Below are 25,550 nucleotides of genomic sequence, written 5' to 3'. Positions count from 1 at the left end.
GGTCCTCCAGATCACCGACGGACATTGTTGGGGCTTACGCCTTCAGCAAAGGCCGGTTCTTGCGGAATGCCTGTTTGCGAACGATCTTGCCGTCACGCTGTGTGAAGAGATCGCAGCCTTCAGCCTCGACGCGTGCGCCATTGGCATCGGTTCCGCGAAAGGTCCATTCGGACACGGCGCGGTCGCCGCTCACGAAATGCCTGTGCCCGTCCCATTTCGCATTTGGCATGGCAGCCCAGACGCCGGAGAAGGCCTTGGCAATGGCGTCCTTGCCTTCAAGACGAGTGCCGTAGACCTCATCGCCACCGATGGTGAAGAACACGCAGTCGTCGGCGAAAAAGGCCATGATCGCGTCAATGTCATGTCGGTTGAAGGCGTCGAAAAGGTCGGAAAAATGTTTCTCTGTGAGTTGCCCTGCGGACATTCGTTGCTCCCTGCCAAGTCTGTTTTCGGGCAAAGCTTGCCCGTGGCACGGCAGAATTGCCGCGCGATTGATATTGCGAATGAGAATTCGGTCGGGCTGGTTACAGCGGTTGCGTCACCATCAGATTTTGCCCTTCCATGGGATGAGAACCTTTTCCAGATAGCGGATCAGCAGGTCGAAGGCGAAAGCGAACACGCCGATGACTATGATGCCCATGATGACGGTATCGCTTGCCAGAAACTGCGCTGCATTGAGCACCATGAAGCCAAGCCCGCGATGTGCGGCCACCATTTCCGCAGCAACCAGCGTCGTCCAGCCGACACCGATCCCGATGCGCATGCCGGTGAAGATTTCCGGCATGGCCGCTTTCATGATGACCTGCGTTATCACCTGCGTTCGAGACGCGCCCATCGCATAGGCGGCGTGAATCTGTTCGGTGGAGACCGAGCGCACGCCAGCTCTGGCCGCAATCGCCATGGGCGCGAAGATCGCGAGAAAGATGAGGAACACCTTGGGGAATTCGCCGATGCCGAGCCAGATGATGATCAGTGGCAGATAGGCAAGCGGCGGCAGCGGACGGTAGAACTCGATAATCGGATCGAGTACGCCACGGACAAAGCTGCTCATCCCCATCATGATACCAATAGGAATGGCCGTGATGCAGGCAATAGCGAAGGCGCCCAATACGCGGCCAAGACTGGCAAGCGTGTGCTCGGCCAGCGTGGAATTTGCTACGCCATCGGTCATAGCAACCATAAACTTGCCATAGACTGCAAAAGGAGATGGGAGAAACAGCGGCTTGACCCAACCCATTCCTGTCACGAGAAACCAGAGCCCCAGCAAAATCAGTGCGGTCACAAGGCTGGTGAAGCCGCTGTTGCCGTCGCCGGGGGCGCCATAGATTTTACCGGGTTTGACTGGCCTTGCCCGAGTTACGAACTCAAGCATGGACCAGTTCCGGGTTTCCTGATGCACGTTCATCGCCATAGATAATCCCCAGAATTGTCTCACGCATCTTGATGAAGTCGGGACTGGACTTGACGGCGCGCGCGTCACCGCATTCCAGAAAGCGTCGGTTGAAATCCAGATCGTAGGTGTGGGTGATCCGTCCGGGACGCGGCGACATGACGATCAGTCGCGAACCGAGAAACAAGGCTTCTTCGACGCTGTGCGTGATGAAGAAGAACATTTTGTTGGTTACCTGCCAGACACGCAACAGCAACTCCTGGATTGTCTCGCGGGTGAGGGCATCGAGTGCCGCCATCGGTTCATCCATGAGCAGCATCGCCGGATCGCAGGTCAGGGCGCGGGCAATGCCGACACGCTGCTGCATTCCGCCGGAGAGCTGGTAGATCTTGTGATGTGAAAATCCTGCAGGCCGACCAAAGCCAGATTTTTTGTGGCGCGGGCGCGGCGTTCTGCCTTCGGCACACCTTGAAGCTTGAGGCCGAACTCGGTGTTGTCGATGACATTGAGCCAGGGAAGCAGCGCATGTTTCTGGAACACGACGCCCCTGTCGGCGCCGGGGCCGCGCACCTGCCTTCCGCCTAGCGTGATTTCGCCAGATGACGGGATCATGAACCCCGCCATCAGATTGAGAAGCGTGGTCTTGCCGCAGCCGGACGCACCAAGCGCCACCACGAAATCCCCGCTATCGATCCGCAGATTGACACCCTTCAGCGCAATCACGGCTTCTTCCACATAAAGACCGGGATAGGTCAGACTGACATTCGATACGTTCAAGGTTTCCATAACGTCACCTTTCGGGAACGAAGGAGCGGTTCCGGCACAGACCAGAGGTTACAATATTGCAGGAACCGTCTCGGTTCAGCGGCTTGCCTGAAGACCCACCGCTGGCGGAGGTGCTTGAATTACGTCACGTAATTACTTCGCGGCGGCTTCGGCAAAACTGCCGTTGACGTTACCGCTATAATCATCCAGAGCCTGGTCGAGCTGTTTTTGATCAACAAGGAATTTTGCGCTCTGGGCAACAGACTTGAGCGCGCCGCTGTCCTTGCCGCCGCCGAGCCAGCTCGGTGAAGCCTGTTCTTCGACTGTGGGGAAGGACAACAGCGCGAGCGCGCCGGGTATGTCAGCAGCATTGCCGCCGATCAGCTTGACCATACCCTTCACCTGATCGGAGTCCGCCGTCCATTGGCTGCCATTGGCCTTGTAGTCGGCGTAGGCATCCTTCAGTACGGCGGTAAAGGCGGTCATGAATTTCGGATTTTCGCTGGCGAAGCTCTTGTCGACCACCAGTCCATCGAAGGTCGGAACGCTTTTCGCGCCGATTTCTTCCGAATTGGCAATTTCCTTGCCCGTCTTGAGAATTTCGGAAAGCGCCGGTGGCCAGACATAGGCCGCATCGATATCGCCGCGCTGCCACGCGGCCACGATTTGCGGAGGCGTCATGTTAAGGATTTCCGCATCACGCGGATTGATCTTCCATATATCGTCCATGCCGACGAGCAGATGGAAATGCGAGGTCGAGACAAAAGGCACGCCAATCTTCTTGCCCTTGAGGTCTTCCGGCTTCTCGATGCCGGAACCTTCGCGCGCCACCAGTGCTTCCGATTTGCCAATATTATCGAGAATCCAGAACAGCTGGAGGTCTACGCCGCGTGTGGCAGCTGCGGCAATGCCCGTCGAGCCGATCACGCCGACGGGCACGTTGCCCGACGCAAGTGCGGTTGAAATATCGCCGCCCGACGCAAACTGGCGCCAGTCGATCTTGTATCCGGCTTCCTTGGCTGCCGCATCGAATTTTCCGTTGGCGATTGCGGTTAGAAATGGACCGACAATTTGCTGATAACCGACTACAACCGTGGTTTCGGCATAGGCTGCAGATGTGGAAAGCGCTGCTGCAGCCGAAAATAAAACCACCCGTTTTATGCAGTTGAAATAGTTCATGGAGTTCCCCTTCCATTTAAGAACCATGCCTGACTTGGTCATGACTGCTGGCGTTTTCCGCCAATCTCCAGTTCCAGATACGAACGATAGCCATCTCATCAATTTTGCCTTATATCCAGTTTGAATAGTCAATAAGTCCAGTTTGGTGGCGGAGAGGGGGCTGCCGGATATGCGGACATGCCACACTTTCGCCAGCGCAATTATTCCATGGGGAAAATCAGAAAGAAGAAACGCTATTGCTAAGTGGAGCATGAAGCGGAAAAACTGACGCAAACCGAGGCGTAGTTGCAAATTTACTAATGGAGTAGAGTTTTGGATGCAGTCTCGCCGACGATTTTCTTCATAGACGGCAGCCGAAACACTGGATTGCAATCGCAGGTCCGCGAGACCACTGTGTCAGCCATTCTTTCCGGTGCCATATTGCCGGGCGTCCGCATGCCTTCGACGCGGAAACTGGCAGATTATCTGAAAATATCCCGCCTCACCGTAACACTGGCCTATCAGGAGCTCGTATCTCAGGGCTATCTGGAAGTGCGTTCGCGCAGTGCCTATCACGTAGCCGCGACGCCGCCCATCAGTCATCCCGACAGGGATTTCTTGCAGACACCTGATACCGCCGTCGACTGGTCGTCCAAACTGCGCCCCGGCTTCAATATAGCCAAAACCATTCGCAAACCGCTCGACTGGCGGAAATACCGCTACCCGTTTCTCTACGGCCAGATGGATCAGACTTTGTTTGACCTCGCCGCATGGCGCGATTGCGCCCGGCGTGCGCTGGCACGAGAAGATTTCATCCTTATGGCAGGCGATTTCGCAGCCGCTGACGATGTGGAGCTTGTCAACTATATCCGCTCGCGCACGCTGCCAAGTCGAGGAATACGCGCCGAACCGGACGAAATTCTGGTCACGGTCGGCGCGCAGAACGCGCTTTGGATCATCAGCCATCTGCTTTTGACGCAGCGTTCGCATGCCGTTTGTGAGAACCCCGGCCATCCCGATATCAGCGCCACGCTGCATCTGACCGGCGCACGCGTGACTGCATTGGATGTAGATGAAGGCGGCTTGCCGCCGGAGTTGCTGCCGGACGGCATTGATGCGGTCTTCGTGACGCCCAGTCACCAATCACCCACCGCAGCGACCATGCCGCGGGTGCGGCGTATAGCGTTGCTGGAGGCGGCTGCCGAGCGCGATTTCGTCATCGTCGAGGATGATTATGAATTCGAGATGAGCTTTCTCCAGCCGCCGACACCGGCGCTGAAATCGCTGGATCAGTATGGCCGAGTTCTTTATGTGGGCAGCTTTTCCAAGTCGCTGTTTCCAGGGCTACGGCTCGGCTATCTGGTTGCGCCCGCGCCTGTCATCCGCGAGGCGAGGGCGCTGCGTGCACTTATGTTGCGCCATCCGCCCGGCCATCTGCAGCGGACGGCAGCTTATTTTCTGGCGCTTGGCCACTACGATGCCGTCATCCATCGTATGCGGATGGAATATCACAAGCGCCATATCGTCATGATCGAAGCCCTGGATCGTGAAGGCTTGAAAATCGCCGGTAAGTCGGGTTTTGGTGGCACCGCTTTCTGGATCGAAGGCCCTGAGGGCATGGACGCAGACAAGCTTGCCCGCGATCTGCGCGAGGACGGTGTGCTGATCGAGTCAGGCTCGCCATTCTTTTGGGGCGACGACCGGCCATGCCGTTATTTTCGTATCGCCTATTCCTCAATTCCACTCAGCCGCATTGCGGAAGGCATAGAGCTTCTGGCCCGACGAATGCGGCAAATCTCGTAATGTTCGGAACGCTTGGGTTCAGCCTGCGTTCATGTGGATTACGATAACGGATTTGTGAAATCGCCGGAATTTGTCCCAATTCAGTGGGTACCGCTGGCGACGTGCAGTGTCTTTGCCTGCGAATCCGTAGGCAGACGCACATCAATTCTGCCTTCCAGAAGGAGAAGGATATATGTCTATTCGTTCGAAGCTTCTTGCCACGGTGGCGGTGCCGGTTCTCTCGGCCTCCATTCTCGCGCAGCCTGTGCTCGCGGATACCTTGACGGCTCCCATCCTGCTGGCACAGGAGAGTGGAGACCAGCCGTCCGACGAGCTATTGCTGCAGCAGCAGCGCGAGGCTGAAGAACAGCAAAAGGCAGCGGAAGAAGAAGCGCGTCGGGCTGAGGAACAACAGCGCGCCGCGGAGGAAGAAAACCGCCGACAAGCCGAAGAGCAGCAAAAGGCCGCTCAGGAGGAAGCTCAGCGGCAGGCAGAAGAGCAACAGAAAGCCGCCGAACGCGAAGCACAGAAGCAAGCCGAGGAACAACAGAAGGCCGCAGAGCGCGAAGCGCAGAAACAGGCTGAAGAACAGGCCAGGCAGGCCGCTGAGCAGAAAAAAGCCGAGGAAGAGGCGCAGCGCCAGAGCGAACAGCAGCAGAAGGCTGCTGAAGAAGAAGCCCAGCGTCGCGCCGAAGAACAGAAGAAGGCAGCGGAGGAGGCTGCTCGCAAGGCCGCCGAGTCTCAGAAGCAAACAGCGCCCACCGAAAAGCCGGTGAAGGAAGCTCCCGCTGTGGAGCCTGAAGCGCAACCCGAGCAACCTGCACCTGAAAAACCGGCAAAGGAAGCTCCGGCTCCGCAAGCGGAAAAGCCAGCCGAGCAGCCGGCGGAGGCACTCCCTGTAACACCTTCGCAGACAGAGCCAGCGAAAGACTCGATTGTCGAGCATCCTGAAGAAGCTCAACCGCAAGAACCGAAGGCGACGGAGAAGCCGCAAAATGAGGCTCAGCCTGCGACCCCGGTCGAGCAGCCGCAATCAACCGAAAGTCCGCAACAGGGGCAGGCGCCGGAAATAGTCGATCAGCGTTCGACCGAGGAAAAGCAAGAGATTGCAAAAGACCCGGCCAAGACGAACGATACGGTGGTCCTGCCGGTTGAAAATGGTGCCGCCATTCTCGACAGCGACAAGGATGCCGACAATTCGGGCGGAAGCCAGTCGCGTGAAGAGCGTCGCAAACAGCGTGAACAGCAGCGTGCTTCCGAGGAAAATGTAGCGCCGCCCGCAAATGATGCTGCGGCACAGGTCGCTATTCCCGATGAAGTGAAGGCTGCACTCCCGCAGAAGATCGAGGCCAATCTCAAGGAAGAGGGCACTCGCATAAAGGAAGCGCCGGTTTTTGCCGTGCCGGAAACCACCAACATCGTTAACAACACGGTGGTGAACAATACGGTCATCAATAACACGACGGTCAATAATGTGACCAACAATGTCACGAACGTCAAAGTAATCGAGGAAGTGGATAACCGCGTCATTCTCGACGTGGGCGACCGCATCTTCGTGCGCGGCGATGATCGCCCGAGACTGCGTCGCGACGCGGAACGGACCTATTACGATGAACTGCCGCGGGGCCGCACCCGCGAAACCATCGTTCGTTCCGGCGGATACCAGATCGTTACGGTTTATGATCGTTATGGCGATGTTCTGCAACGTTCCCGTATCGACCGGGACGGCAACGAATATCTGATGATCTATGCGCCGGAATATGACGATAATCCACGTGCTTCGATCATCGATGTCGGCTACGAACTTCCGCCGATGCGCCTGACCATTCCGGTGAGGGACTATATTATCGACGTTGCGGACGATCCGGATCGCGATTTTTACGACTTCCTTGCCATGCCGCCAGTAGAACGCGTGGAGCGGGTCTATACGATCGATGAAGTTCGCCACTCTGCCCGTCTGCGCGACAAGGTGCGCCGCATCGATCTGGATACGATCCATTTCGCGACGGGAAGCGCCGAGGTTTCCTTGTCGCAGGCCAAGACCTTGCGCAAGGTTGCGACCGCTATGCAGAAGGTGCTGGCGAAGGACCCTGGTGAAACCTTCTTTATCGAGGGACATACGGACGCAGTCGGCTCGGATCGGTCAAATCTGGTCCTGTCGGACAAACGCGCTGAATCGGTCGCGAACCTTTTGACGGAGGTCTACGATATTCCTGCGGAAAATCTTGTTACGCAGGGATATGGCGAACGCTTCCTCAAAATTCGCACGCAAGCCGCTGAACAGGAAAATCGTCGCGTCACCATTCGTCGCGTCACCCCGCTGGTGCGGCCCGTCGCCCAGCGTTGAACAAAAATACCCGGATGCGTAAACCGCATCCGGGTAGCGCATTGAAGTGATTGCGATCAAGCCGTCTTGGGTTGGAGTGCCGTGGCCTGCTCAAGCAGCAATTCGCCCATAGGCCGTGGTTTTACGGCCTCGATCTGCACCATGAGCTCAGCGATTTTTTCGGCGTCGCGGACGCCGCATTCATAAATCTGGATGATTTCGCGTGCCATTTCGTCTTTGTGGGGAGAGGTGATGGGGCAACGTGACATCGATTCACACGACTTCACGTAAGCCGCTTGCAGCTTTTCCAACTCGGCGGGTTTGAAGCGCCCGAAGTAGTAATCTCTCGAAAATGGCATTCTATGCATTCCGCATATGGCTGACAGATCATTCCATCCGAAAGCCTATAAATCCGTGCAATCTACTATACTGAAATATAGCAGATTGTAAAATGTTTATACCTCGGAATTATTTACTTTGCGTAAAACATTCAGACAGTCACAGATTTGCCAGAGTTACACGTCTGTCCTTCATTGCTTTTTACAAAAAAACAGACAGATTTTAGGCGCGGGCGTGCTCAAGCTTCGCTACGATTTCCGCGATCCTGTCCGGGTTCTGTTCACCGGATTCAAATGTTCTTATGATCGCTCGCGCGAGTGTCTCTTTGTCTTCATGTGTAGTGGGGCATCGATCCAGAAAGCCGCAGCAACGATTATAGGCAGCCTGAAGAACCTGAATATCCTCGGGTGCGTATGTTCCCTGATATTTGTTACCGCGAAATGGCATGGTGATCTCCCATTTGATCAATTGAACCCCTAATTCATGGGGAAAGCAACAAATCGTTTTATGACAGCGACAATCAACGCAACGCGGGAGTTTGCAGGTATTTCGGCCTCGTCGAATGCAGATTGAGGAATCGATGATAGCGGTTCCTGTTCCGCTTCACGAAGCCTCGCTGTTGAATCGATGGATGAGATGAATATCTTCCGGCTCGCGTTCGAAGAGCACGGGATCAGGGGCCAATGTAACTTTCGCCCCCCGTTTCAGATAAAAATCGATGGTCCGCCGCGTGGGGGTGGCGGAAATATAGAACCCTTGAGCTCCGGCTTCCGTGGCAAGGGCCATGCTGCGCCGATAGAGTTCGCCCGCAAGGCCCAATCCCCGGACGGCGTTATCGACATGCATGAAGCCAAGCTGGTGTAATTCCGGATAGGCGCCGACAGGACGCACATCCGTAACCGTGACGGCAACCAAAGCCCCATCCACTTCAGCACCGAGAAAAACGCCGCCGTGGTCGTAGCAGTCGAGCAGGATCGGCGTGTAGATTTCGGCTTCGCCCTCGGGCCAGCCTCGCACATCATAGAAGCGCGGCTCAAGCAGCAGCTGTTCTCCGTCGAGACGATACATTTCCTCAATGATCTCGCTCCGATCGATCTGCCAGATGTCGGTCACTTCACTTCTTTGGAGCGGACGGATGATAAAATTTGTCTGGTTTGTTGCCTGTATCATGATGCTGCTTTGGAGAGGTCAATTCACTCGACGAACTATCCTGTCCCTGGCGAGCGCTCAAGAGGTTGGCATGTTGATTGCACCTCAACGGCTATCTTGCTGACAATTTGTCAGAGAAATCCTCTCATTTTGCGAAAACTCACAACAAGTTTGACCAATATCGAGGCTACTTACCGCCATTCATATCGGGTACTGCTCAGTACAGGTGTGAGGAATAATGGGGCCGACAGGAAGGAGCGGCAGCCCTTCAATCGAATGAATTGAGGCGGATTGGTGGAGCGAAGGCAAAAAAGCGCCGGAAAATACGCAATTTTTCGTCAACTCTTCGATCGGCTCTTGCGAGAGTAGGCCCCGGGTTCTATCAGCATCAACAAAATTAGAGCCCGAGGAGGTTTCGGCAATATCACTGCCGAAATGTCTCGGCGCCAGTCGGCATCCTTCGGGATGGCGGCGAAATGAGCGACGGAGCCAAGTTGAAAAACCATAACGATATTTGGGATATCGTCGACGCCAAGAGCGCCGCATATTTCGAACTGAGCGATACGGTTTGGGATAATCCTGAAACAAACTATGAAGAATACAAATCGAGCGATGCGCATGCGGCAATGCTGGAAGCCGAAGGGTTTCGCGTCGAGCGTGGCATTGCAGGACTGCCAACAGCGGTCATGGGCGAAGCTGGCGAGGACGGGCCGGTTATTGCTATTCTCGGTGAATTTGATGCCTTGCCGGGATTGAGCCAGGTATCGGGGCTGGTCGAAGAACTGCCACTGGAAGCAGGTGGCCATGGTCATGGCTGCGGCCACAATCTGCTGGGTGCGGGCTCTCTGCTCGCCGCTGCGGCAGTCAAGGATTATCTCGCTGCACAAGGTATCAAGGGACGCGTGCGCTATTATGGCTGCCCGGCGGAAGAGGGTGGCTCGGCCAAGGGATTCATGGTTCGCGAAGGCCTGTTCGATGATGTCGATATCGCCTTCTGCTGGCACCCCGCACCATTTGCCGGTGTAAACGATCCGGTTTCGCTCGCCTGCAACGAGATCAATTTCCACTTCAACGGTCGCGCGGCCCATGCTTCATCGGCGCCGCATCTGGGACGCAGCGCGCTCGACGCAGTCGAACTGATGAATGTGGGTGTGAACTATATGCGCGAGCATATGCCATCCACGGCGCGCATTCATTATGCAGTGACAGATACAGGCGGGTTTGCGCCGAATGTCGTGCAAGCCAGGGCAACGGTGCGCTATCTCGTCCGCGCCCGCAGCCTGCCGGAAATGCAGTCGCTTCTGGAGCGCGTGAAGAAAATCGCCGAGGGTGCCGCCCTGATGACCGAAACGACGGTCCGCAGCGAAGTTATCAGCGGCGATGCCGATTTGATCGGCAATACGCCTCTGGAACAACTGATGCAATCGCAGCTCGAGCGTCTCGGACCTCCGGACTTCGACGATCAGGACCGTGAAACGGCAAGCCGGTTCCAGAAGACGCTTTCGAAGGAAGACATTTCCGATGCCTTCCGCCGCTTCGGTGTGGAGCCAAAAGAGGGCCTTTCGCTTTGCGAGGATATCTATACGCCCTATAAGGGCGACAATACTCTCGTCGGCTCAACTGATGTGGGCAGTGTGAGTTGGGTTGTGCCCACGGTGCAGATGCGCGGTGCGACCTGCGCGATCGGTACGCCGCTTCATTCGTGGCAGATGGTGGCACAGGGCAAGCTGCCCGCTGCGCACAAGGGCATGGCCCATGCTGCGAAGATCATGGGCAGCACGGCCATCGAGCTGTTCCGCGATCCGGCGCAGATCGAGAAAGCAAAGCAGGATCACGAAAAACGGCTCGGCGGAACCGTTTTCGTCAATCCGATTCCAGACAGCGTTCAACCGGCTCTGCCCGAAACCGCCAAATGACGATGACGGCCGATAGTTTTGAAAATAGAAATGACATTCAATCCCCCACCTCCAACAGGGCCTGACGCATCATGAAGCAGATGGGCTTTCTCGATATTTTGAGCTTCGGGCCGGATGGCTGGGGCTATGTGCTGCTGATGGGCGCATTGGTGAGCGTGGCGCTCGCCGTTCTTGGCTTCCTTCTCGGTGCCGCCATCGGCGTTTTTGCCGCTTGGGCGAAGATTTCCGGTGGGCGCACGCTGCGTGCAGTCGCCGACGGCTACACCACGATCATTCGTGGTATTCCAGACCTCCTCGTCATCTATCTGTTCTATTTCGGCGGCAGTGCGGCTGTTACCGCGCTCGGCAAATATTTTGGAGCGGAAGGTTTTATCGGTTTTCCGGGTTTTCTGGCCGGTGTACTGGCAATCGGCATTTCCTGTGGCGCGCATCACACGGAAGTATTTCGAGGCGCGTTCCGGGCCGTCTTCAAAGGCGAGATCGAAGCTGCAACCGCCTGCGGCATGGGCCGAATGTTGAAATTCCGCCGCATCATCGCACCGCTCGCGCTGCGGCACGCCCTGCCGGGCCTCGGCAATGTCTGGCAGGTTTCGCTCAAGGAATCCGCCCTGGTGTCGGTTGCCGGTGTGGTTGAGCTTCTGCGTCAGGCACAGATCGGCGCGGGTTCCACTGGTTTGCCCTTCAACTTCTTCCTCATTGCCGGTGCACTCTATCTGGCGATTTCGTCGGTTTCCGGCGGGCTTTTGCAGATGGCCGAGCGCCACTTCTCGCGCGGCGTCCGGAGGGCAAAATGAACCTTGAATTCTATTCCGATGCGTTCTTCCAGATGCTGGGCGGTGTGCCGCTGACCTTGAAGCTCGCGGTAAGTTCCATCGTGCTCGGCGCCTTGCTGGCCCTGCTTTTTGCCATGATGCGCCTGTCGGGCATCAAGGTGCTGGACTGGATCGCGCGCATCTACGTCTTCGTGTTCCGCGGAACACCGCTTCTGGTACAGATATTCATTATCTATTACGGTCTCAGCCAGTTTCCGATCATTCGCTACTCGTTCCTTTGGCCGGTTTTGCGTGAGCCTTACTGGTGTGCGATCATTGCGCTGACGTTGAACAACGCTGCCTATGCGAGCGAGATCATCCGCGGCGGCCTGCTGTCGGTGCCGCACGGCCAGATCGAAGCCGCAAAGGCTTGCGGCATGAGCGCCTTCACCTGCTTCCGGCGTGTCGTGATGCCTCTTGCGATCCGTCAAGCGTTGCCGGGTTATGGCAACGAAATGATATCGATGATCAAGGCAACCTCGCTTGCATCGATCATCACGCTCATGGAAGTGACCGGCATCGCAGCAAAGCTGATCGCCGAGAGCTATCGGGCCATAGAAATCTTCGTGATCGCCGGCGCGATCTACCTTGCCATCAACTTCATTCTGACGCGCGTGCTGATGTTCGCAGAATATAGACTGACGCCATATCTGCGCCAGCCAGTCGTCAAGCTTTCCTCCGAGGGACAAACATCGTGAGCAAAAACGTTTCCCCCAATGCACCGGTGGCGCTGAAAGTCGAAAACCTGCGCAAGAGCTTTGGTGCGAATGAGGTGCTCAAGGGCATTTCGCTTGAAGCGCGCGAAGGCGAGGTCATTTCGATCCTCGGTTCGTCCGGCTCCGGCAAATCAACTTTCCTGCGCTGCATCAATCTGTTGGAGACGCCTTCGTCGGGCACGGTCACGGTTTCGGGTGAGACCATCCGCATGGCGAAGAACTCGAAAGGTGAAGCCTACCCGACCGACAAGAAGCAGGTTTCGCGCATTCGTTCGGAACTCGGCATGGTGTTTCAGAGCTTTAACCTGTGGTCGCACAAGACCATTCTGGAAAACATCATAGAAGCGCCGATCTTTGTGCAGGGACGGCCGCGCGCGGAATGCGTGGCGGAAGCAGAAGCCCTGCTGGCAAAGGTCGGCATTGCCGACAAGCGCGATTTCTATCCAGCCCATCTTTCGGGCGGGCAGCAGCAGCGCGCCGCGATTGCCCGCGCGCTGGCGATGAAGCCGAAGGTCATGCTTTTCGACGAGCCGACTTCCGCGCTCGATCCGGAACTGGTCGGTGAAGTTTTGCGTGTCATGCGCGGTCTGGCCGAGGAAGGCCGCACCATGCTGGTCGTGACCCATGAAATGGGCTTCGCGCGCGATGTTTCCAACCGCGTCGTCTTTTTCCATCAGGGACTGGTGGAAGAGGACGGGGCACCGGAAGATGTGTTCAGCAACTCGAAGTCGGAACGTTTCCGCAAGTTCATCAGCCACGAGAACGCTGCCTAATTTTCGAAATTCTGCGTTCCGGCGGACGCCGGACAGAAACAACCGCAACAGGATAACTGCAATGAAGGCTATCGGACTTTTTAAAGCCGTGTTCATTTCCGCTCTTGCTCTGACGAGCATCTCGGCTCATGCCGAGGAAAAGAAGTGGACGAAGATCACCATCGCGACGGAAGGCGCTTACCGTCCCTACAACTTCACCAAGCCCGATGGCTCGCTGGATGGCTTTGAAATCGATCTTTACAAGGATCTCTGCACGCGCATGAAGGTTGAGTGCTCGATCGTTGCCCAGCCTTTCGACAGCATGATCCCTGCGCTTAATGCCGGCAAGTTCGATGCGATCATGGCTGGCCTCACGGCAACGGCCAAGCGTGAAGAGACGATCAGCTTCTCGGTTTCCTATGGCCTGACGCCGCAGACTTTCGCAACGCTGAAGGATAGCCCTTTTGCGAAGCTGCCGCACACTGGCGAAACCCTTTATCTCGCCAAGGATGAAGCGGCAGCCCAGAAGGCAATCGACGAAGTATCGGCCGAAATCAAGGGCCGCACCGTTGGTGTCCAGACCGCTTCGCTCGGCCTGACGCTTCTCGACAAGTATTTCAAGGAAAACATCGACATCCGTGAATACAAAACCACGGAACAGCACGACCTCGATCTGAAGTCTGGCCGTGTCGACCTGGTCGTGGCTTCGCTCGCTTATCTCGCAGACGCTGCCAAGAAGCCTGGCAATGAAGACATCGTCATGACCGGCCCGTTCTTCAAGGGCGGCATTCTCGGACGCGGCGTCGGTGTAGGCTTGCGCAAGGATGATGCCGAACTGAAAAAGATGTTCGATGAAGCCATTGAAGCTGCAAAGGCTGACGGCACGATCAAGCGTCTGTCGGAAAAGTGGTTCGGCTTCGACGTTACGCCGTAATTTCTGAGTTACATCATTTGCAAAGCGCCGCCTCCGGGCGGCGTTTTCATGTGCGCAAACCTTCACATCAAACCGATGAGCGCCTATAAGTCCGCCAGAAGTTTATTGAGCCCAAAACTAGCTGTGAGAACGTGATGGTAAAGATCGGTTTTGTGACTGTTTCCGACCGTGCAAGCCGCGGTGAATACGAAGATCTGAGCGGCCCGGCTATGGAAGCATGGATTAAAACCGCTGTCGTCACGCCGTATGAAACAGTCCGCCGTGTCATTCCCGACGGCATGCAATCGGTACGGGATACGCTGATCGATCTTTGTGACAACGAGGCTTGCGATCTCATCCTGACGACAGGCGGCACAGGGCCGAGCCCGCGTGATGAAACGCCAGAGGCCATGCAGGCGGTCCTGCATAAGGAACTACCGGGGTTTGGTGAGTTGATGCGCCGCGTCAGCCTTGAGCAGACACCGACCGCTATTCTTTCCCGCCAGACGGCGGGCAGCCGCGGCAAGAGCTTCATTCTCAATCTACCCGGCAAACCGGCATCTATCGCCATGACCTTGCAGGCCATTTTTCCGGCGGTACCTTATTGTCTCGACCTTATTGGAGCGCGGCGGATCGATACCGATCCGGCAGTTGTGAAGGCTCATCGACCGGGTTGAGCCGATAGCCTCAAAACCGGCGACGCAAGCGGTTCGAAACTACCGGCACTTATTGTCAGACCGTATAACTACTGTCGCCGTTTCCTAAAATGGCCGGGTGTTTTGCCCGGCCATTTCGTTTCCCGTCAGTCCTTCGTTACGGTCTGAACATAGTTGGCATCGGCCACCATGTTGAAACCGTGCACGTTCGAGCTGGTCACGGCTGTTTCGATCTGCTGGTAAATGATCGCGAACGGGCTTGTGTCCTGGAACTTCTTTTGAAGGTCGTGATACATCGCCTCACGCTTGGCGGTATCACGCTCTTCGGCGGCAGCCATGGTTTCCGCCGTCAATTCCGGAATATCCCAATGCGCCTGCCATGCGCTCGTGCGCATCGAGACGTCTTCGCCATTGTTCGGATTGTTGGTGAAGGTCACTGCATTGGTGTGCGGGTCCCAATAATCCGGCCCCCAGATGCCAAGAGCCATCTGATGCTTGCGTGCGCGAACCTTGGTGGTTGTCAGCCTGCCATCGCCTTGCAGGATTTCCACCTGCACGCCCGCCTTGCCCATGGTCTGCTGGATGTTTTCGGCGATGCCGACAAATGGCTGGGTGTTGCGAACGTCCAGCGTCACCTTGAAGCCGTCCTTCAGGCCCGCCTTGGCAAGCAGTTCCCTGGCTTTATCGACATCATAGGTGAACGGCTTGTCACCGACAGCGCCGAACATGCCGAGGGGCAGGAACGACTGGTGCGTGCGGCCGATGCCCTTGATGAGTTTCGCCTCGATCGTATCGTAGTCGATCAGATATTTAAGCGCCTGCCGGACTTCGGGCTTTGCAAGTTCAGGCACATTCTGGTTGGCCACCAGATAATAGACGCGGCCTTTTGGTGCGTTGATGACGTGGAACTTCTCGTCCTTGCTCAGTTCTTCGATGTCGCCGGGTTCCAGATTGCGGGCAATGTCGACGTCACCCGCCTGCAGGAGCAAGCGCTGAGAAACACCTTCCTTCACATGGCGATAGATGACGCGCTTCATCGCCGGTTTTGGATCGGCATAGTTTTCGTTGCGCTCCAGAAGAAGAACTTCATTGGCGCGCCATTGCCTGAGCGCCAGAGGACCGGAGCCCGCATAGTTGTTTTTTAGCCATTCGTAGCCGAAATCGGTTTCGTAAGGGTAGTCCTTGGTCTTTTCCGCCTTCTGCTCATGCTCCTTCACCAGCTTGCTGTCGACAATCGATGCAACGCTGGATGTGAGACAATTGAGAACAAAGCTTGGCGCAAAAGCCTTGCCTGTGGTGAAAACGAGCGTTTCGTCGTCGGTCGCGACGATGTTCTGGTCGGCATTTTCGCGGGTGAGACCAAATTGGCTCAGAATGAACGCCGGGCTCTTGTCCAGCTTGATGGCGCGCTGTAGCGAATAGGCGGCGTCCTTGGCGGTCAAAGGGTTGCCGGAAGCGAATTTCAGCCCCTTGCGGATTTTGAACGTGATCGACTTGCCGTCGTCCGAAAAGGTCCAGCTTTCGGCAATCTGAGGGATGATCTTGGTCGGGTCCTTGGTGTCGGTCGTGATAAGCCGCTCATAGGTGCTGGTCAGCACCTCAGACGTGGTGATCTCGAAGATTTCAGCCGGATCGAGCGAAATGACATCGTCGATGCTCATCGCGATGACAAGCGTGTCGGCCGGCGTCGCGGCTTCTACCGCTTTCGGTGACGCGGACAAAAATAGTGTGAACGCGAGCGCGGCCGGTATGGATGCTCGCAGCAGCTTCCGTGCAAGGCCGTGCCTGGTATGGGCAGCCTTCGAGATATGAGCAAATGGCGGTATTACGGTTGTCATGCAACTTCCCCCTTCGGACCACGCAATCCGCACATGTCGCGCGATTGCGGCCCGCTTTGATGAAGCTTCGCAAGCTTGTCGCTTCGTCGCGACTCTCTTGAAGCATCTGCATTACATCCAGCTTTTGGGGAGGGGACAACGGCCTGATGAAATATTTTCCCGATGAAACGAAAAAGCCGGAGGAAACTCCTCCGGCCCGATCTTTTTCGATGCAATGAACGCTTAGAAGAAAACTCTGAAACGGTCGGCGTCGTCTATGAAAGCCTTTTCGCCGAAGGGCTGTTCGTTTGAGCCGAACGGCATCTGGGCACGGAGTTTCCACGAGGCTGGAATATCCCAGGTCCGGGCGACTTCCTGATCGATCAGCGGGTTATAGTGCTGGAGGCTGGCGCCGATATTCGCATTGGCAAGCGCGGTCCAGACCGAATGCTGCGCCATGCCGCTCGACTGTTCAGACCAGACCGGGAAGTTGTCGGCATAAAGCGGGAAGTTTTCCTGAAGTCCCTTAACGACATTCTGGTCTTCGTAGAACAATACCGTACCGGCACCGGCAGCGAAGCTGTCGATTTTGGCTTCCGTCTGCGAGAATGCGTCGGCTGGAACGATCTGGCGGAGCGTTTCCTTCACCATGCTCCACAGCTTGTCGCTCTCGGCGCCAAACAGGATTACGGCACGTGAACTCTGCGAGTTGAAGGAGGAAGGCGTGTGCTTGACCGCTTCGCGGATCAGCTCCGCCACATCTTCATTCGACAACGGAAGGGATTTGCCCAGAGCATACTGCGTACGGCGCTTCTTGATGGAATTCAGCAGGGAATTATTCATGACTGGGGTCCTGTGTTTCAGCGGTCGGGCAGGCTGTCCGGCTTGGGATTTTCAAGGCAACCTGTTGCGATAATGATGAGCTAGATATTGTTATTTAGGCGCGGGAGGCCAGCCCATGTTTCTGAAACACACTGTCAACGATACGTGGCTAGTTTCATCGGACTGTTTACTTTCCCGTCATGCGTTTGCAGTGAAAACGGGCCACTGCGCATTGCTCTCACAACAAACTTCCCGGTTCTGCAGGGTTTACAAGAGCGGTTCTTTGGTGGAATCTAACTAAAAAGGTGAGATTTAAGGCGCGGATTTTGACGGCACTCGTTTCGGGTCGTTGTCGCAAAACGGGATGAGGTCACGATAGTTTGAAGTCATTTGTCATCATCGGCGCCGGAGCAAGCGGCATCATTCTGGCTGCACAATTGCTCCGGCGTTCGCCGGAATCGACCGTGCGAATTTTCGAACGGTCGGGCCGGTTGGGAACGGGGATAGCTTACGCGACGGACAATTCCAGTCATCTTCTCAATGTCCGCGCCAGCAATATGAGCGCCTTTCCCGATCAGCCGGATCATTTCCTCAATTGGTTGCAGACGGGCGGCGACCCATGGGAGCCGCACAGTTTTGTGCCGCGTAAAGTCTACCGGGCCTATCTGGAGCATTTGATTGAGCCTTATCTTTCAGCAGGTGACTCACGATTGACGGTTGAAAAGACCGGTATTGTTGACGTGTCGCTGAAAGCAGGCAGACCGACCGTTGTCACCGAAACCGGCGAAACCTTCGAAACCGATGCGGTTATTCTTGCGACGGGAAATGAGGCCGCCATTGCGAAATCCGGCAGCCAGATTACGGAATACTGGTCAAGCAATGGCTATTTCGACGTGCCGGCTGATGCTCCGGTCGCGATATTCGGTACCGGCCTTTCGATGATCGACAGCGTGTTGTCGTTGCTCGACAAGGGGCATCGTGCCCTGATATACGCGATTTCACGCCGGGGGCTTTTACCCGCGCGTCACGCCCCGGCTCAAGCCGTTCCGATTGCGGCGGACGATCTGTCCGTATCGCTGGGCCTGCCGAAGCTCATGCAGCGCGTGCGCGCTATGATGGCGGAAGCGGAAACAGCCGGTTCCGGCTGGCGCAGTGTGATGGACGGCCTGCGCCCGCATACGCAGCATATTTGGGCCGGGTTGCCGACTTCACAGCGTCGCGGTTTTCTCAGGCATCTTCGCCCATGGTGGGATGTCCATCGCCATCGCATGGCTCCGGCTGTGGCGGATCGTATCGAATCTGCCGTGGACAACGGACAGCTTAAAATCACGGCGGGTCATCTCGTTTCCGTGCGCGACGAAGGAGGAGGGATGGAAATCCGCTATCGCCCACGGCGCAGCGAAAAGATTGAGACGCTGCATGTGGCAGCCGTCATTGATTGCCGTGGCGGCAATTCGCGTTTCTCGACAACCCGCAATGCGGCATTGATCGGACTTATGGAACATGGGCTGGCTCGACCGGATGCCCTCGATCTGGGGTTGGACGTAACCCGCGGGCTGCAGCTTCTCAATGCGAGAGGCGAGCCATCCGGTCCGTTTTTCGCCATCGGTCCGGTTACGAGGGGCGCATTCTGGGAAGTCACAGCCGTGCCGGACATTCGCGTTCAGGCTGAGAGGCTTTCCGCGATTTTGCTTGAAGGATAAGGGCCTCTTCAAAAGGCGTGTCCGCGACAATCTTCCCGATAAGACTATGTCATTCGACTGAAAGATTTTCGGGTGAGTATGTCCAATCATCAGGCATCGCGGTTCGCAGCAACCGATAAATTATAGATTTTCTGGCAAGAGGAACCATAAAATGATTCAAATCTGCACCATAAGCCATTGAAAGCTATTGCCATAATGTTCCGTGGCCCGTCATAATAAGGCCATCGGGACATATGATTCCTCTCTACAACTTGCCGGAGCGATTCTGTTGCTGTTTTCTTGAGCGGTGCCTGCTTCGGATCAACCTTGATTTCGGCTAGGAGGCCTGTGGCGCATGACGATGGACGGCAGAATGCTTTTCCTGCTTGTCCTTCTACCATTCCTCGGCAGCGCCATAACCGGATTATTCAGGGGGGCTGACCGCAGCGGCTCGGCCTGGTTTACAGCAGCGATCGCGCTTGTCGCCTTTATCGTCACCGCCAGCCTTTACCCCATCGTATCGGACGGCAAGGTGCTTCGCGGCACCGTGGAGTGGCTTCCGGCCTACGGGCTCAATGTTACTTTCCGGATGGACGGCTTTGCATGGCTTTTCGCGATGCTCATCACGGGCATCGGCCTTCTGGTCGTCATTTATGCGCGCTATTACATGTCGCCGGAAGATCCGGTGCCAAGGTTCTTCTCGTTCCTTTTGTCCTTCATGGGATCGATGCTTGGCGTTGTTCTGTCGGGCAATCTGATTTTGCTTGCGGTATTCTGGGAACTGACCAGCATCTTCTCATTTCTGCTGATCGGCTATTGGTATCACAATGCAAGCGCCCGTGACGGAGCGCGTATGGCACTGACGGTGACCGGCATAGGCGGTTTCTGTTTGCTGGCAGGCGTTCTGATCCTTGGGCATATCGTGGGAAGCTACGATCTCGACAACGTTCTGGCGGCGGGCAACCTCGTTCGGACTCATCCGCTCTACAGTGTGGCGCTCATTCTGATCCTGCTCGGCGCATTCACCAAAAGCGCCCAGTTTCCGTTCCATTTCTGGCTTCCGAACGCCATGGCTGCGCCGACGCCTGTATCTGCCTATCTGCATTCGGCGACCATGGTGAAGGCTGGCGTGTTCCTGCTTGCCCGTCTTTGGCCGGTTTTCAGCGGAACTGAGGAGTGGTTCTGGATCGTCGGTTCCGCCGGTCTGATAACGCTTCTGATCGCGAGTTTCTTTGCGGTTTTCCAGCAGGATCTCAAAGGTCTGCTCGCCTATTCGACTATCAGCAATCTTGGCCTGATCACGGTTCTGCTCAGCCTCGGAAGTCCGCTGGCTGCCGTTGCCGCGATTTTCCACATGGTCAATCACGCGATCTTCAAGGCATCGCTCTTCATGGCGGCGGGCATCATCGATCACGAAACCGGCACGCGCGACATGCGCAAGCTGAGCGGGCTGTTGCGCCCCATGCCTTATACTGCGACGCTTGCCATGGTGGCGAGCGCGGCCATGGCGGGCGTGCCGTTGCTCAACGGTTTCATTTCCAAGGAAATGTTCTTCGCTGAAGCGGTGGAAACCCACATGGCGTCGTGGCTCGATACGATCACGCCTTATGTTGCCACGATTGCGGGTATCTTCACGGTCGCCTATTCTGTGCGCTTTATCTATTCGACGTTCTTCGGACCGCCGCCGCATGATCTGCCGCGCGAGCCGCACGAGCCTCCGCACTGGATGCGCCGTCCGATCGAGCTTCTGGTCTTGCTTTGCCTGTTGATCGGCGTCGTTCCGGGTCTGTCTATCGGCCCGTTCCTGCATTCGGCTGTTCTGTCGGTGCTAGGCAAGGCAACGCCGGAATATAGCCTTTCTGTCTGGCACGGCTTCAATCTGCCGCTGATGATGAGTATCATCGCCATGATAGGCGGCATTCTTCTGCACTGGATGCTGAAAAACTATCTCGCAAACAGCGAAGATGGCCCGCCGCTCTTCCGGCACTTGCAGGGGCAGCGTATTTTTGAGCGTGTTCTGGTGACCCTGTCATGGAACTGGGCGCGCAAGGCCGAAGCCTTTCTCAGCACGCGCCGTTTGCAGCCGCAGCTGCGTATCGTTGTCGTGGTGGCCGTATTTGCCGCCGCCTGGCCGATTTTCGCCTCCGGCCTGCAATCTGGTTCGCTCGGTCCGCAGCCGGTTGATCCTATCTTTGCCGGCCTTTGGATACTTGGCGGGGCCTGTGCCGTCGGCGCGGCCTATCAGGCAAAGTTTCACCGGCTGGCTGCACTCATTCTTCTGGGCGGGGCGGGGCTTGTTACCTGCATCACCTTCGTCTGGCTGTCCGCGCCCGACCTGGCAGTGACCCAATTGCTGGTCGAAATCGTCACCACCGTTCTGCTGCTGCTCGGCCTTCGCTGGCTGCCGAAGCGTTGGGAAGATCCCGATCCGCTTCCGGTACAGATTGGCCCTCGCATCCGCCGCTATCGCGATCTCCTGCTTGCCATCGGCAGCGGGGCAGGGGTGGCCGCCATCGCCTATGCGGTGATGACGCGCGTATCGCCCAGCAGCATCGGCGACTATTTCCTCGAAAACGCCTATTCGGGCGGCGGCGGCAAGAATGTCGTGAATGTCATTCTGGTGGATTTCCGCGCTTTCGATACGTTTGGGGAAATCGCGGTCCTCGGCATTGTCGGCCTTACGGTCTTTGCGCTCCTGCGTCGTTTCCGTCCTGCGCCCGATACGACCGGATCGACGGCCCAGCAGAAGATTCAGGATGCCTATGACGAGGCAGCGCCCGATCGCAAGGCCGGTGAAACACTGGCCGATTATCTGGCCGTGCCGTCCGTCATCATGCAATGGCTGTTCCCGGTCATCATTGTGCTGGCAGTGCATCTGTTCCTGCGTGGCCATGATTTGCCGGGCGGTGGGTTTGCTGCCGGTATCACGCTCGCAATCGCATTCCTGCTGCAATATCTGGCATCAGGCGCGCGCGTGGTGGAGGATCGCTTGCGCATCCTGCCCCTGCGCTGGATCGGGCTCGGCCTGCTGTTTGCCGCCGCAACGGGCGCTGGATCGTGGTTCTTCGGCTATCCGTTCCTGACAACCTTCTTCCAGTATACGGAAATACCGCATATCGGAAAAATGCCGACAGCCAGCGCTCTGCTGTTCGATCTTGGGGTCTTTACACTCGTGGTCGGGGCTACCGTGCTCGTTTTGATCGCTCTCGCGCACCAGTCGCTGCGTAAACACCGTGTCGAAAAGCTCGCCGCAACGAAGGAGGAGAACTGATGGAACTCGTTCTTGCTCTGGCAATCGGCGTGCTGATGGCATCCGGTGTGTGGCTCATTCTTCGCCCCCGCACTTTTCAGGTGGCAATCGGCCTGTCGCTGGTTTCCTATGCCGTCAACCTATTCATCTTCTCGATGGGGCGCCTGCGCACCAATGCGGCTCCTGTGCTCGATAGCGGTGTTGACGTTCAGGCCACGCAATATACCGATCCCGTGCCGCAGGCGCTCGTTCTGACCGCCATCGTCATCGGTTTCGCAATGACCGCACTTTTCCTTGTCGTGCTGCTCGCTTCGCGCGGGTTGACACGTACGGACCACGTGGACGGCAAGGAGAACTGATGTTGGACTGGAAAACGCACCTCATCGTTGCTCCGATTGTCCTGCCGCTTGTCACGGCAGCTATCCTGCTGCTGTTTGACGAACGCAAGCGCAAGCTCAAGATGGCCATCAACTCCATCTCGACCCTGGGGCTGATCGCGATTGCCGTCACACTTGCAGGCATGGCGAGCGAAAAAGCGCCTGACGCTCTGGTTTACCTGATCGGCAACTGGCCAGCGCCTTTCGGCATCGTGCTGGTGTTGGATCGCCTCGCGGCCCTGATGCTGGTGCTGACGAGCCTGCTTGGCATGGCGTCGCTCAGCTTCGCGCTTGCCCATTGGCACAAGGCGAGCCCACATTTCCATACGATCTTTCAGCTTCTTCTGATGGGATTGAACGGCGCATTCCTGACCGGCGACCTGTTCAATCTGTTCGTCTTTTTCGAGGTCATGCTGGCCGCATCCTACGGCCTTGCGCTGCATGGGTCCGGTCCGGCCCGCGTGAAGGCTGGCATGCATTATATCGCCGTCAATCTCGTCGCGTCGTCGCTGTTCCTGATTGGGGTCAGCCTGATCTATGGCGTGACCGGCACCTTGAACATGGCTGATCTCGCGCAGAAAATTTCGCAGGTCGCGCCGGAGGATCGCATGCTGCTTGAAGCTGGTGCGGCAGTCCTTGGCGTCGCATTTCTGGTCAAGGCAGGCATGTGGCCGCTCAATTTCTGGCTCGCCCCGACTTATACCGCAGCAGCAGCGCCGGTGGCGGCGGTGTTCGCCATCATGAGCAAGGTAGGCATTTATGTCCTTCTGCGCCTGTCGCCGCTGATGTTCGGCATCGGTGCCGGTTCCTCCTATGGCTTCGGCAATGACTGGCTTTATTTCGGCGGAATGGTCACCCTTGCCTTCGGCCTGGTCGGGGTTGTCGCATCGCAGGCGATGGGCCGACTCGCCAGCTACAGCATTCTCGTATCCTCCGGCACATTGCTGGCCGCTATCGGCAGCGGCAACACCGCGATGACTGGCGCGGCGCTGTTCTATATGGTCAGTTCCACGCTCACCATCGCGGCTTTCTTCCTGCTCATCGAATTGATCGAGCGCGGGCAGGACGCCGCCGCCAACGTTCTTGCCGTTACCATGGAAGCCTATGGTGACGACGAGGAGGAGGAAGACGAGGACGAGATCGGCGCGGTGTTGCCTGCAACGCTTGCTGTTCTTGGCACTTTCTTCGGCATCTGCGCGATATTGCTGATCGGCTTGCCGCCATTCTCCGGCTTTATCGCCAAGTTCCTCATCCTCGCAGCCGTCTTCAATGGTGACGGTCCGACGCCGCAGCTTGCAATGCCTGTCAGTCCGGCGAGCTGGGCACTGGTTGCGCTCGTTCTACTGTCCGGCCTCTCTGCACTGATCGCGATGACACGTACCGGCATACGCACGTTCTGGGCTTCGCTCGAAGGCAATGTGCCGCGCGTTCTGGTGCGCGAAGTCGTGCCGATCGCAGGACTTCTGGCAATCTGTCTGGCGCTGACAATCGCAGCCGGTCCGGCGATGCGCTACATGGATGAAACGGCGCGTTCGCTGCATAATCCTGCATCCTATATCAGCAGCGTTCTCAACGCGTCGCGCGCTGGCATGCAAACGGAGGAGGCACAGTGAAGAAAATCCTGCCTTACCCGCTTCTGTTCGCCTCGCTGCTTTTGTTCTGGTTGCTTTTGAACGGCTTCACGCGGGCGCAGCTCCTGCTTGGTGCGGTCATCGCGCTCGTTGCATGCCTTATCATGACGGCCTTGCAGCCGCAGAAGAACCATATTCGTTCCATCCCGACGATGCTCTGGCTGTTTGGCGCCATAAGCTATGACATACTACAATCGAATATAGCCGTTGCGGGCCTCATCCTGTCGAACGGGCGCAAGCGACGTCCGGGCTTTGTCGTTATCCAGCTTGATCTGGAAAACCGCACGGCGCTTGCGGTTCTCGCCTGTATAATCACCGCGACGCCGGGTACGGCGTGGGTCGATTACAATGCCGCCAGGCGCGAGCTGACGATCCACGTGCTTGACCTGGACGATGCGCAGGCGTGGCGGGATACCATCAAAGAACGGTATGAGCAGCCGCTCATCAGGATATTCGGCGCGGCAGACATGGAAGAGGAGAAATCCGCATGAGCGCAGTCATCATCTTCTGGTCCCTGCTTGCCGCTCAACTGATGCTGCTCGGCGCCATGGCTTGCGCGGTCTACAGGCTGCTCGTCGGCCCGCGCGCGCAGGATCGCATTCTCGCAACCGACGCGCTCTATCTCAACGCGCTTCTGCTCCTGATCACGTTCGGCATACGCACAGGAAGCATCATCTATTTTGAGGCAGCACTGATTATCGCCCTTTTGGGGTTCGTTGCCACCGTGGCGCTTTCGAAATTCCTCATGCGCGGGGAGGTGATAGAATGATCAATGCCGGCGAACTTCCCGTATGGGCCGCCATCGTCATCTCTTTTTTTCTGGTCGTCGGTGCCTTCCTGACGCTTGTCGGATGTATCGGCCTCGTCCGCTTCAAAAGCTTCTACGAGCGCGTTCATGCTCCCACGCTCGGCTCGTCGTTCGGGGCGGGCGGCATCCTGATCGCGTCGATTATATTTTTCTCCATCTTGCAATCGAAGCCGATTCTGCATGAAGTGCTTATTACCGTCTTTGTGGTCGTCACAACGCCGGTAACGCTCATGCTGCTCAGCCGCGCCGTGATCCATCGCGACAGAACGCAGGACAGCAAGGAGCTGCCTTCATCCTCCGACCCGCTATAGGTCTGTTGGTATAAGCTTGAGGGTGCGGAGAGGGCGGAAAACTTGCGTTTTCCGCCGCACCAAATGGGGAAATCCGCTGCTCCGTGATGGGAGCGGCGGCTGCTGCTTCCGGCCTGACCGGAGACCTGTTTTGGAGTTCGCTTCAAGACCGGCTATCCTGCCGACCGGAAACATTATC

23 protein-coding genes and 1 pseudogene are annotated in these 25,550 nt (G+C 56.9%); 15 read left to right on the top strand and 9 right to left on the bottom strand.

What is annotated here, in order from left to right; translation table 11 throughout:
* Window positions 1-34 precede the first annotated feature (34 nt).
* The 4 genes and pseudogenes from AC0TNJ_RS19340 to tauA all read right to left on the bottom strand — a co-directional run bounded on the left by AC0TNJ_RS19340 (window position 35) and on the right by tauA (window position 3,334).
* Entirely contained in the window at window positions 35-424 is a 390-nt protein-coding gene (locus tag AC0TNJ_RS19340) for a nuclear transport factor 2 family protein (protein WP_122002341.1), read from the bottom strand.
* A gap of 120 nt (window positions 425-544) precedes the next feature.
* Window positions 545-1,372, bottom strand: a complete 828-nt coding sequence (locus tag AC0TNJ_RS19335) for an ABC transporter permease subunit (RefSeq protein WP_122002342.1) — start codon at window positions 1,370-1,372, stop codon at window positions 545-547.
* Window positions 1,365-2,176, bottom strand: a pseudogene (locus AC0TNJ_RS19330) (taurine ABC transporter ATP-binding protein). Before AC0TNJ_RS19330 ends, AC0TNJ_RS19335 begins: the two are co-directional and overlap by 8 nt.
* 132 nt (window positions 2,177-2,308) lie before the next feature.
* Window positions 2,309-3,334 (bottom strand): taurine ABC transporter substrate-binding protein, encoded by a 1,026-nt coding sequence (gene tauA, locus AC0TNJ_RS19325; RefSeq protein WP_122002405.1) that lies wholly within the window; start codon window positions 3,332-3,334, stop codon window positions 2,309-2,311.
* Window positions 3,335-3,646: 312 nt separating this feature from the next.
* Here tauA and pdxR point away from each other — a divergent pair, with 312 nt between their 5' ends.
* On the top strand, window positions 3,647-5,116 hold the full coding sequence (pdxR, locus tag AC0TNJ_RS19320) for a MocR-like pyridoxine biosynthesis transcription factor PdxR (protein ID WP_473772082.1): 1,470 nt from the start codon (window positions 3,647-3,649) through the stop codon (window positions 5,114-5,116).
* A gap of 172 nt (window positions 5,117-5,288) precedes the next feature.
* Window positions 5,289-7,442, top strand: coding sequence for an OmpA family protein (locus AC0TNJ_RS19315; protein WP_473772081.1), 2,154 nt, complete (start codon window positions 5,289-5,291; stop codon window positions 7,440-7,442).
* Window positions 7,443-7,498: 56 nt separating this feature from the next.
* Here AC0TNJ_RS19315 and AC0TNJ_RS19310 read toward each other — a convergent pair whose 3' ends face one another.
* The 3 genes from AC0TNJ_RS19310 to AC0TNJ_RS19300 all read right to left on the bottom strand — a co-directional run bounded on the left by AC0TNJ_RS19310 (window position 7,499) and on the right by AC0TNJ_RS19300 (window position 8,873).
* Window positions 7,499-7,780, bottom strand: a complete 282-nt coding sequence (locus AC0TNJ_RS19310) for a hypothetical protein (RefSeq protein WP_122002345.1) — start codon at window positions 7,778-7,780, stop codon at window positions 7,499-7,501.
* A 202-nt stretch (window positions 7,781-7,982) separates the two neighbouring features.
* Entirely contained in the window at window positions 7,983-8,207 is a 225-nt protein-coding gene (locus AC0TNJ_RS19305) for a hypothetical protein (RefSeq protein ID WP_473769377.1), read from the bottom strand.
* Between the two features lie 156 nt (window positions 8,208-8,363).
* Entirely contained in the window at window positions 8,364-8,873 is a 510-nt protein-coding gene (locus tag AC0TNJ_RS19300; protein ID WP_473772080.1) for a GNAT family N-acetyltransferase, read from the bottom strand.
* A 512-nt stretch (window positions 8,874-9,385) separates the two neighbouring features.
* Between AC0TNJ_RS19300 and AC0TNJ_RS19295 the strand changes: the two genes are divergently transcribed.
* The 6 genes from AC0TNJ_RS19295 (at window position 9,386) to mog (ending at window position 14,695) form a co-directional block, all read left to right on the top strand.
* Window positions 9,386-10,825, top strand: a complete 1,440-nt coding sequence (locus AC0TNJ_RS19295) for a M20 family metallopeptidase (RefSeq protein WP_473772079.1) — start codon at window positions 9,386-9,388, stop codon at window positions 10,823-10,825.
* A 71-nt stretch (window positions 10,826-10,896) separates the two neighbouring features.
* Window positions 10,897-11,619 carry an ABC transporter permease subunit gene (locus AC0TNJ_RS19290; protein ID WP_122002349.1) on the top strand — a complete coding sequence of 241 codons (723 nt, stop codon included), beginning with the start codon at window positions 10,897-10,899 and terminating at the stop codon, window positions 11,617-11,619.
* On the top strand, window positions 11,616-12,335 hold the full coding sequence (locus AC0TNJ_RS19285) for an ABC transporter permease (RefSeq protein WP_473772078.1): 720 nt from the start codon (window positions 11,616-11,618) through the stop codon (window positions 12,333-12,335). The genes AC0TNJ_RS19290 and AC0TNJ_RS19285 overlap by 4 nt, the downstream gene beginning before the upstream one ends.
* Window positions 12,332-13,126 (top strand): ATP-binding cassette domain-containing protein, encoded by a 795-nt coding sequence (locus AC0TNJ_RS19280; protein ID WP_122002351.1) that lies wholly within the window; start codon window positions 12,332-12,334, stop codon window positions 13,124-13,126. Before AC0TNJ_RS19285 ends, AC0TNJ_RS19280 begins: the two co-directional genes overlap by 4 nt.
* A gap of 61 nt (window positions 13,127-13,187) precedes the next feature.
* Window positions 13,188-14,039, top strand: coding sequence for a transporter substrate-binding domain-containing protein (locus tag AC0TNJ_RS19275; protein ID WP_473772077.1), 852 nt, complete (start codon window positions 13,188-13,190; stop codon window positions 14,037-14,039).
* Between the two features lie 134 nt (window positions 14,040-14,173).
* Entirely contained in the window at window positions 14,174-14,695 is a 522-nt protein-coding gene (mog, locus tag AC0TNJ_RS19270) for a molybdopterin adenylyltransferase (RefSeq protein ID WP_473772076.1), read from the top strand.
* Window positions 14,696-14,820: 125 nt separating this feature from the next.
* On the opposite strand, the gene AC0TNJ_RS19265 is transcribed toward mog, so the two are convergent.
* Window positions 14,821-16,512 (bottom strand): ABC transporter substrate-binding protein, encoded by a 1,692-nt coding sequence (locus AC0TNJ_RS19265; RefSeq protein ID WP_473772075.1) that lies wholly within the window; start codon window positions 16,510-16,512, stop codon window positions 14,821-14,823.
* Window positions 16,513-16,734: 222 nt separating this feature from the next.
* Window positions 16,735-17,334, bottom strand: a complete 600-nt coding sequence (locus AC0TNJ_RS19260) for a nitroreductase family protein (protein WP_473769371.1) — start codon at window positions 17,332-17,334, stop codon at window positions 16,735-16,737.
* A 359-nt stretch (window positions 17,335-17,693) separates the two neighbouring features.
* On the opposite strand from AC0TNJ_RS19260, the gene AC0TNJ_RS19255 reads away from it, so the two are divergent.
* From AC0TNJ_RS19255 to mnhG, 7 genes are all read left to right on the top strand, one after another.
* Window positions 17,694-19,016, top strand: coding sequence for an FAD/NAD(P)-binding protein (locus AC0TNJ_RS19255; protein ID WP_473772074.1), 1,323 nt, complete (start codon window positions 17,694-17,696; stop codon window positions 19,014-19,016).
* A 334-nt stretch (window positions 19,017-19,350) separates the two neighbouring features.
* A complete protein-coding gene (locus tag AC0TNJ_RS19250; protein ID WP_122002357.1) occupies window positions 19,351-22,266 on the top strand; it encodes a monovalent cation/H+ antiporter subunit A in 2,916 nt (971 codons plus the stop codon).
* Window positions 22,266-22,604: a Na+/H+ antiporter subunit C gene (locus tag AC0TNJ_RS19245; protein WP_121981542.1), complete on the top strand. Its 339-nt coding sequence runs from the start codon at window positions 22,266-22,268 to the stop codon at window positions 22,602-22,604. Before AC0TNJ_RS19250 ends, AC0TNJ_RS19245 begins: the two co-directional genes overlap by 1 nt.
* A gap of 2 nt (window positions 22,605-22,606) precedes the next feature.
* Window positions 22,607-24,235 (top strand): monovalent cation/H+ antiporter subunit D, encoded by a 1,629-nt coding sequence (locus tag AC0TNJ_RS19240; RefSeq protein ID WP_473772414.1) that lies wholly within the window; start codon window positions 22,607-22,609, stop codon window positions 24,233-24,235.
* The gene (locus AC0TNJ_RS19235; protein ID WP_473772073.1) at window positions 24,232-24,744 is read left to right on the top strand and encodes a Na+/H+ antiporter subunit E; all 513 of its coding nucleotides are present in this window, start codon (window positions 24,232-24,234) and stop codon (window positions 24,742-24,744) included. The genes AC0TNJ_RS19240 and AC0TNJ_RS19235 overlap by 4 nt, the downstream gene beginning before the upstream one ends.
* The gene (locus tag AC0TNJ_RS19230) at window positions 24,741-25,022 is read left to right on the top strand and encodes a K+/H+ antiporter subunit F (RefSeq protein ID WP_109988767.1); all 282 of its coding nucleotides are present in this window, start codon (window positions 24,741-24,743) and stop codon (window positions 25,020-25,022) included. The genes AC0TNJ_RS19235 and AC0TNJ_RS19230 overlap by 4 nt, the downstream gene beginning before the upstream one ends.
* A complete protein-coding gene (gene mnhG / locus AC0TNJ_RS19225) occupies window positions 25,019-25,372 on the top strand; it encodes a monovalent cation/H(+) antiporter subunit G (protein ID WP_122002359.1) in 354 nt (117 codons plus the stop codon). Before AC0TNJ_RS19230 ends, mnhG begins: the two co-directional genes overlap by 4 nt.
* The last annotated feature ends 178 nt before the right edge of the window (window positions 25,373-25,550 follow it).

It is taken from the genome of Ochrobactrum sp. PL_is483 (genome assembly GCF_055816855.1).
The sequence above is the reverse complement of the archived record's forward strand: the minus strand, read 5'-3'. Positions and strand labels throughout refer to the sequence as shown.

Excerpts from the sequence above, each read along its gene's own strand:
- AC0TNJ_RS19310 (WP_122002345.1), bottom strand. The coding sequence starts at position 7,780 with ATGCCATTTTCGAGAGATTACTACTTCGGGCGCTTCAAACCCGCCGAG.
- tauA (WP_122002405.1), bottom strand. The coding sequence starts at position 3,334 with ATGAACTATTTCAACTGCATAAAACGGGTGGTTTTATTTTCGGCTGCA.
- AC0TNJ_RS19230 (WP_109988767.1), top strand. The coding sequence starts at position 24,741 with ATGAGCGCAGTCATCATCTTCTGGTCCCTGCTTGCCGCTCAACTGATG.
- mnhG (WP_122002359.1), top strand. The coding sequence starts at position 25,019 with ATGATCAATGCCGGCGAACTTCCCGTATGGGCCGCCATCGTCATCTCT.
- AC0TNJ_RS19245 (WP_121981542.1), top strand. The coding sequence starts at position 22,266 with ATGGAACTCGTTCTTGCTCTGGCAATCGGCGTGCTGATGGCATCCGGT.
- AC0TNJ_RS19275 (WP_473772077.1), top strand. The coding sequence starts at position 13,188 with ATGAAGGCTATCGGACTTTTTAAAGCCGTGTTCATTTCCGCTCTTGCT.
- mog (WP_473772076.1), top strand. The coding sequence starts at position 14,174 with ATGGTAAAGATCGGTTTTGTGACTGTTTCCGACCGTGCAAGCCGCGGT.
- AC0TNJ_RS19315 (WP_473772081.1), top strand. The coding sequence starts at position 5,289 with ATGTCTATTCGTTCGAAGCTTCTTGCCACGGTGGCGGTGCCGGTTCTC.
- AC0TNJ_RS19295 (WP_473772079.1), top strand. The coding sequence starts at position 9,386 with ATGAGCGACGGAGCCAAGTTGAAAAACCATAACGATATTTGGGATATC.
- AC0TNJ_RS19305 (WP_473769377.1), bottom strand. The coding sequence starts at position 8,207 with ATGCCATTTCGCGGTAACAAATATCAGGGAACATACGCACCCGAGGAT.
- AC0TNJ_RS19340 (WP_122002341.1), bottom strand. The coding sequence starts at position 424 with ATGTCCGCAGGGCAACTCACAGAGAAACATTTTTCCGACCTTTTCGAC.
- AC0TNJ_RS19335 (WP_122002342.1), bottom strand. The coding sequence starts at position 1,372 with ATGCTTGAGTTCGTAACTCGGGCAAGGCCAGTCAAACCCGGTAAAATC.
- AC0TNJ_RS19265 (WP_473772075.1), bottom strand. The coding sequence starts at position 16,512 with ATGACAACCGTAATACCGCCATTTGCTCATATCTCGAAGGCTGCCCAT.
- AC0TNJ_RS19285 (WP_473772078.1), top strand. The coding sequence starts at position 11,616 with ATGAACCTTGAATTCTATTCCGATGCGTTCTTCCAGATGCTGGGCGGT.
- AC0TNJ_RS19260 (WP_473769371.1), bottom strand. The coding sequence starts at position 17,334 with ATGAATAATTCCCTGCTGAATTCCATCAAGAAGCGCCGTACGCAGTAT.
- AC0TNJ_RS19290 (WP_122002349.1), top strand. The coding sequence starts at position 10,897 with ATGAAGCAGATGGGCTTTCTCGATATTTTGAGCTTCGGGCCGGATGGC.
- AC0TNJ_RS19250 (WP_122002357.1), top strand. The coding sequence starts at position 19,351 with ATGACGATGGACGGCAGAATGCTTTTCCTGCTTGTCCTTCTACCATTC.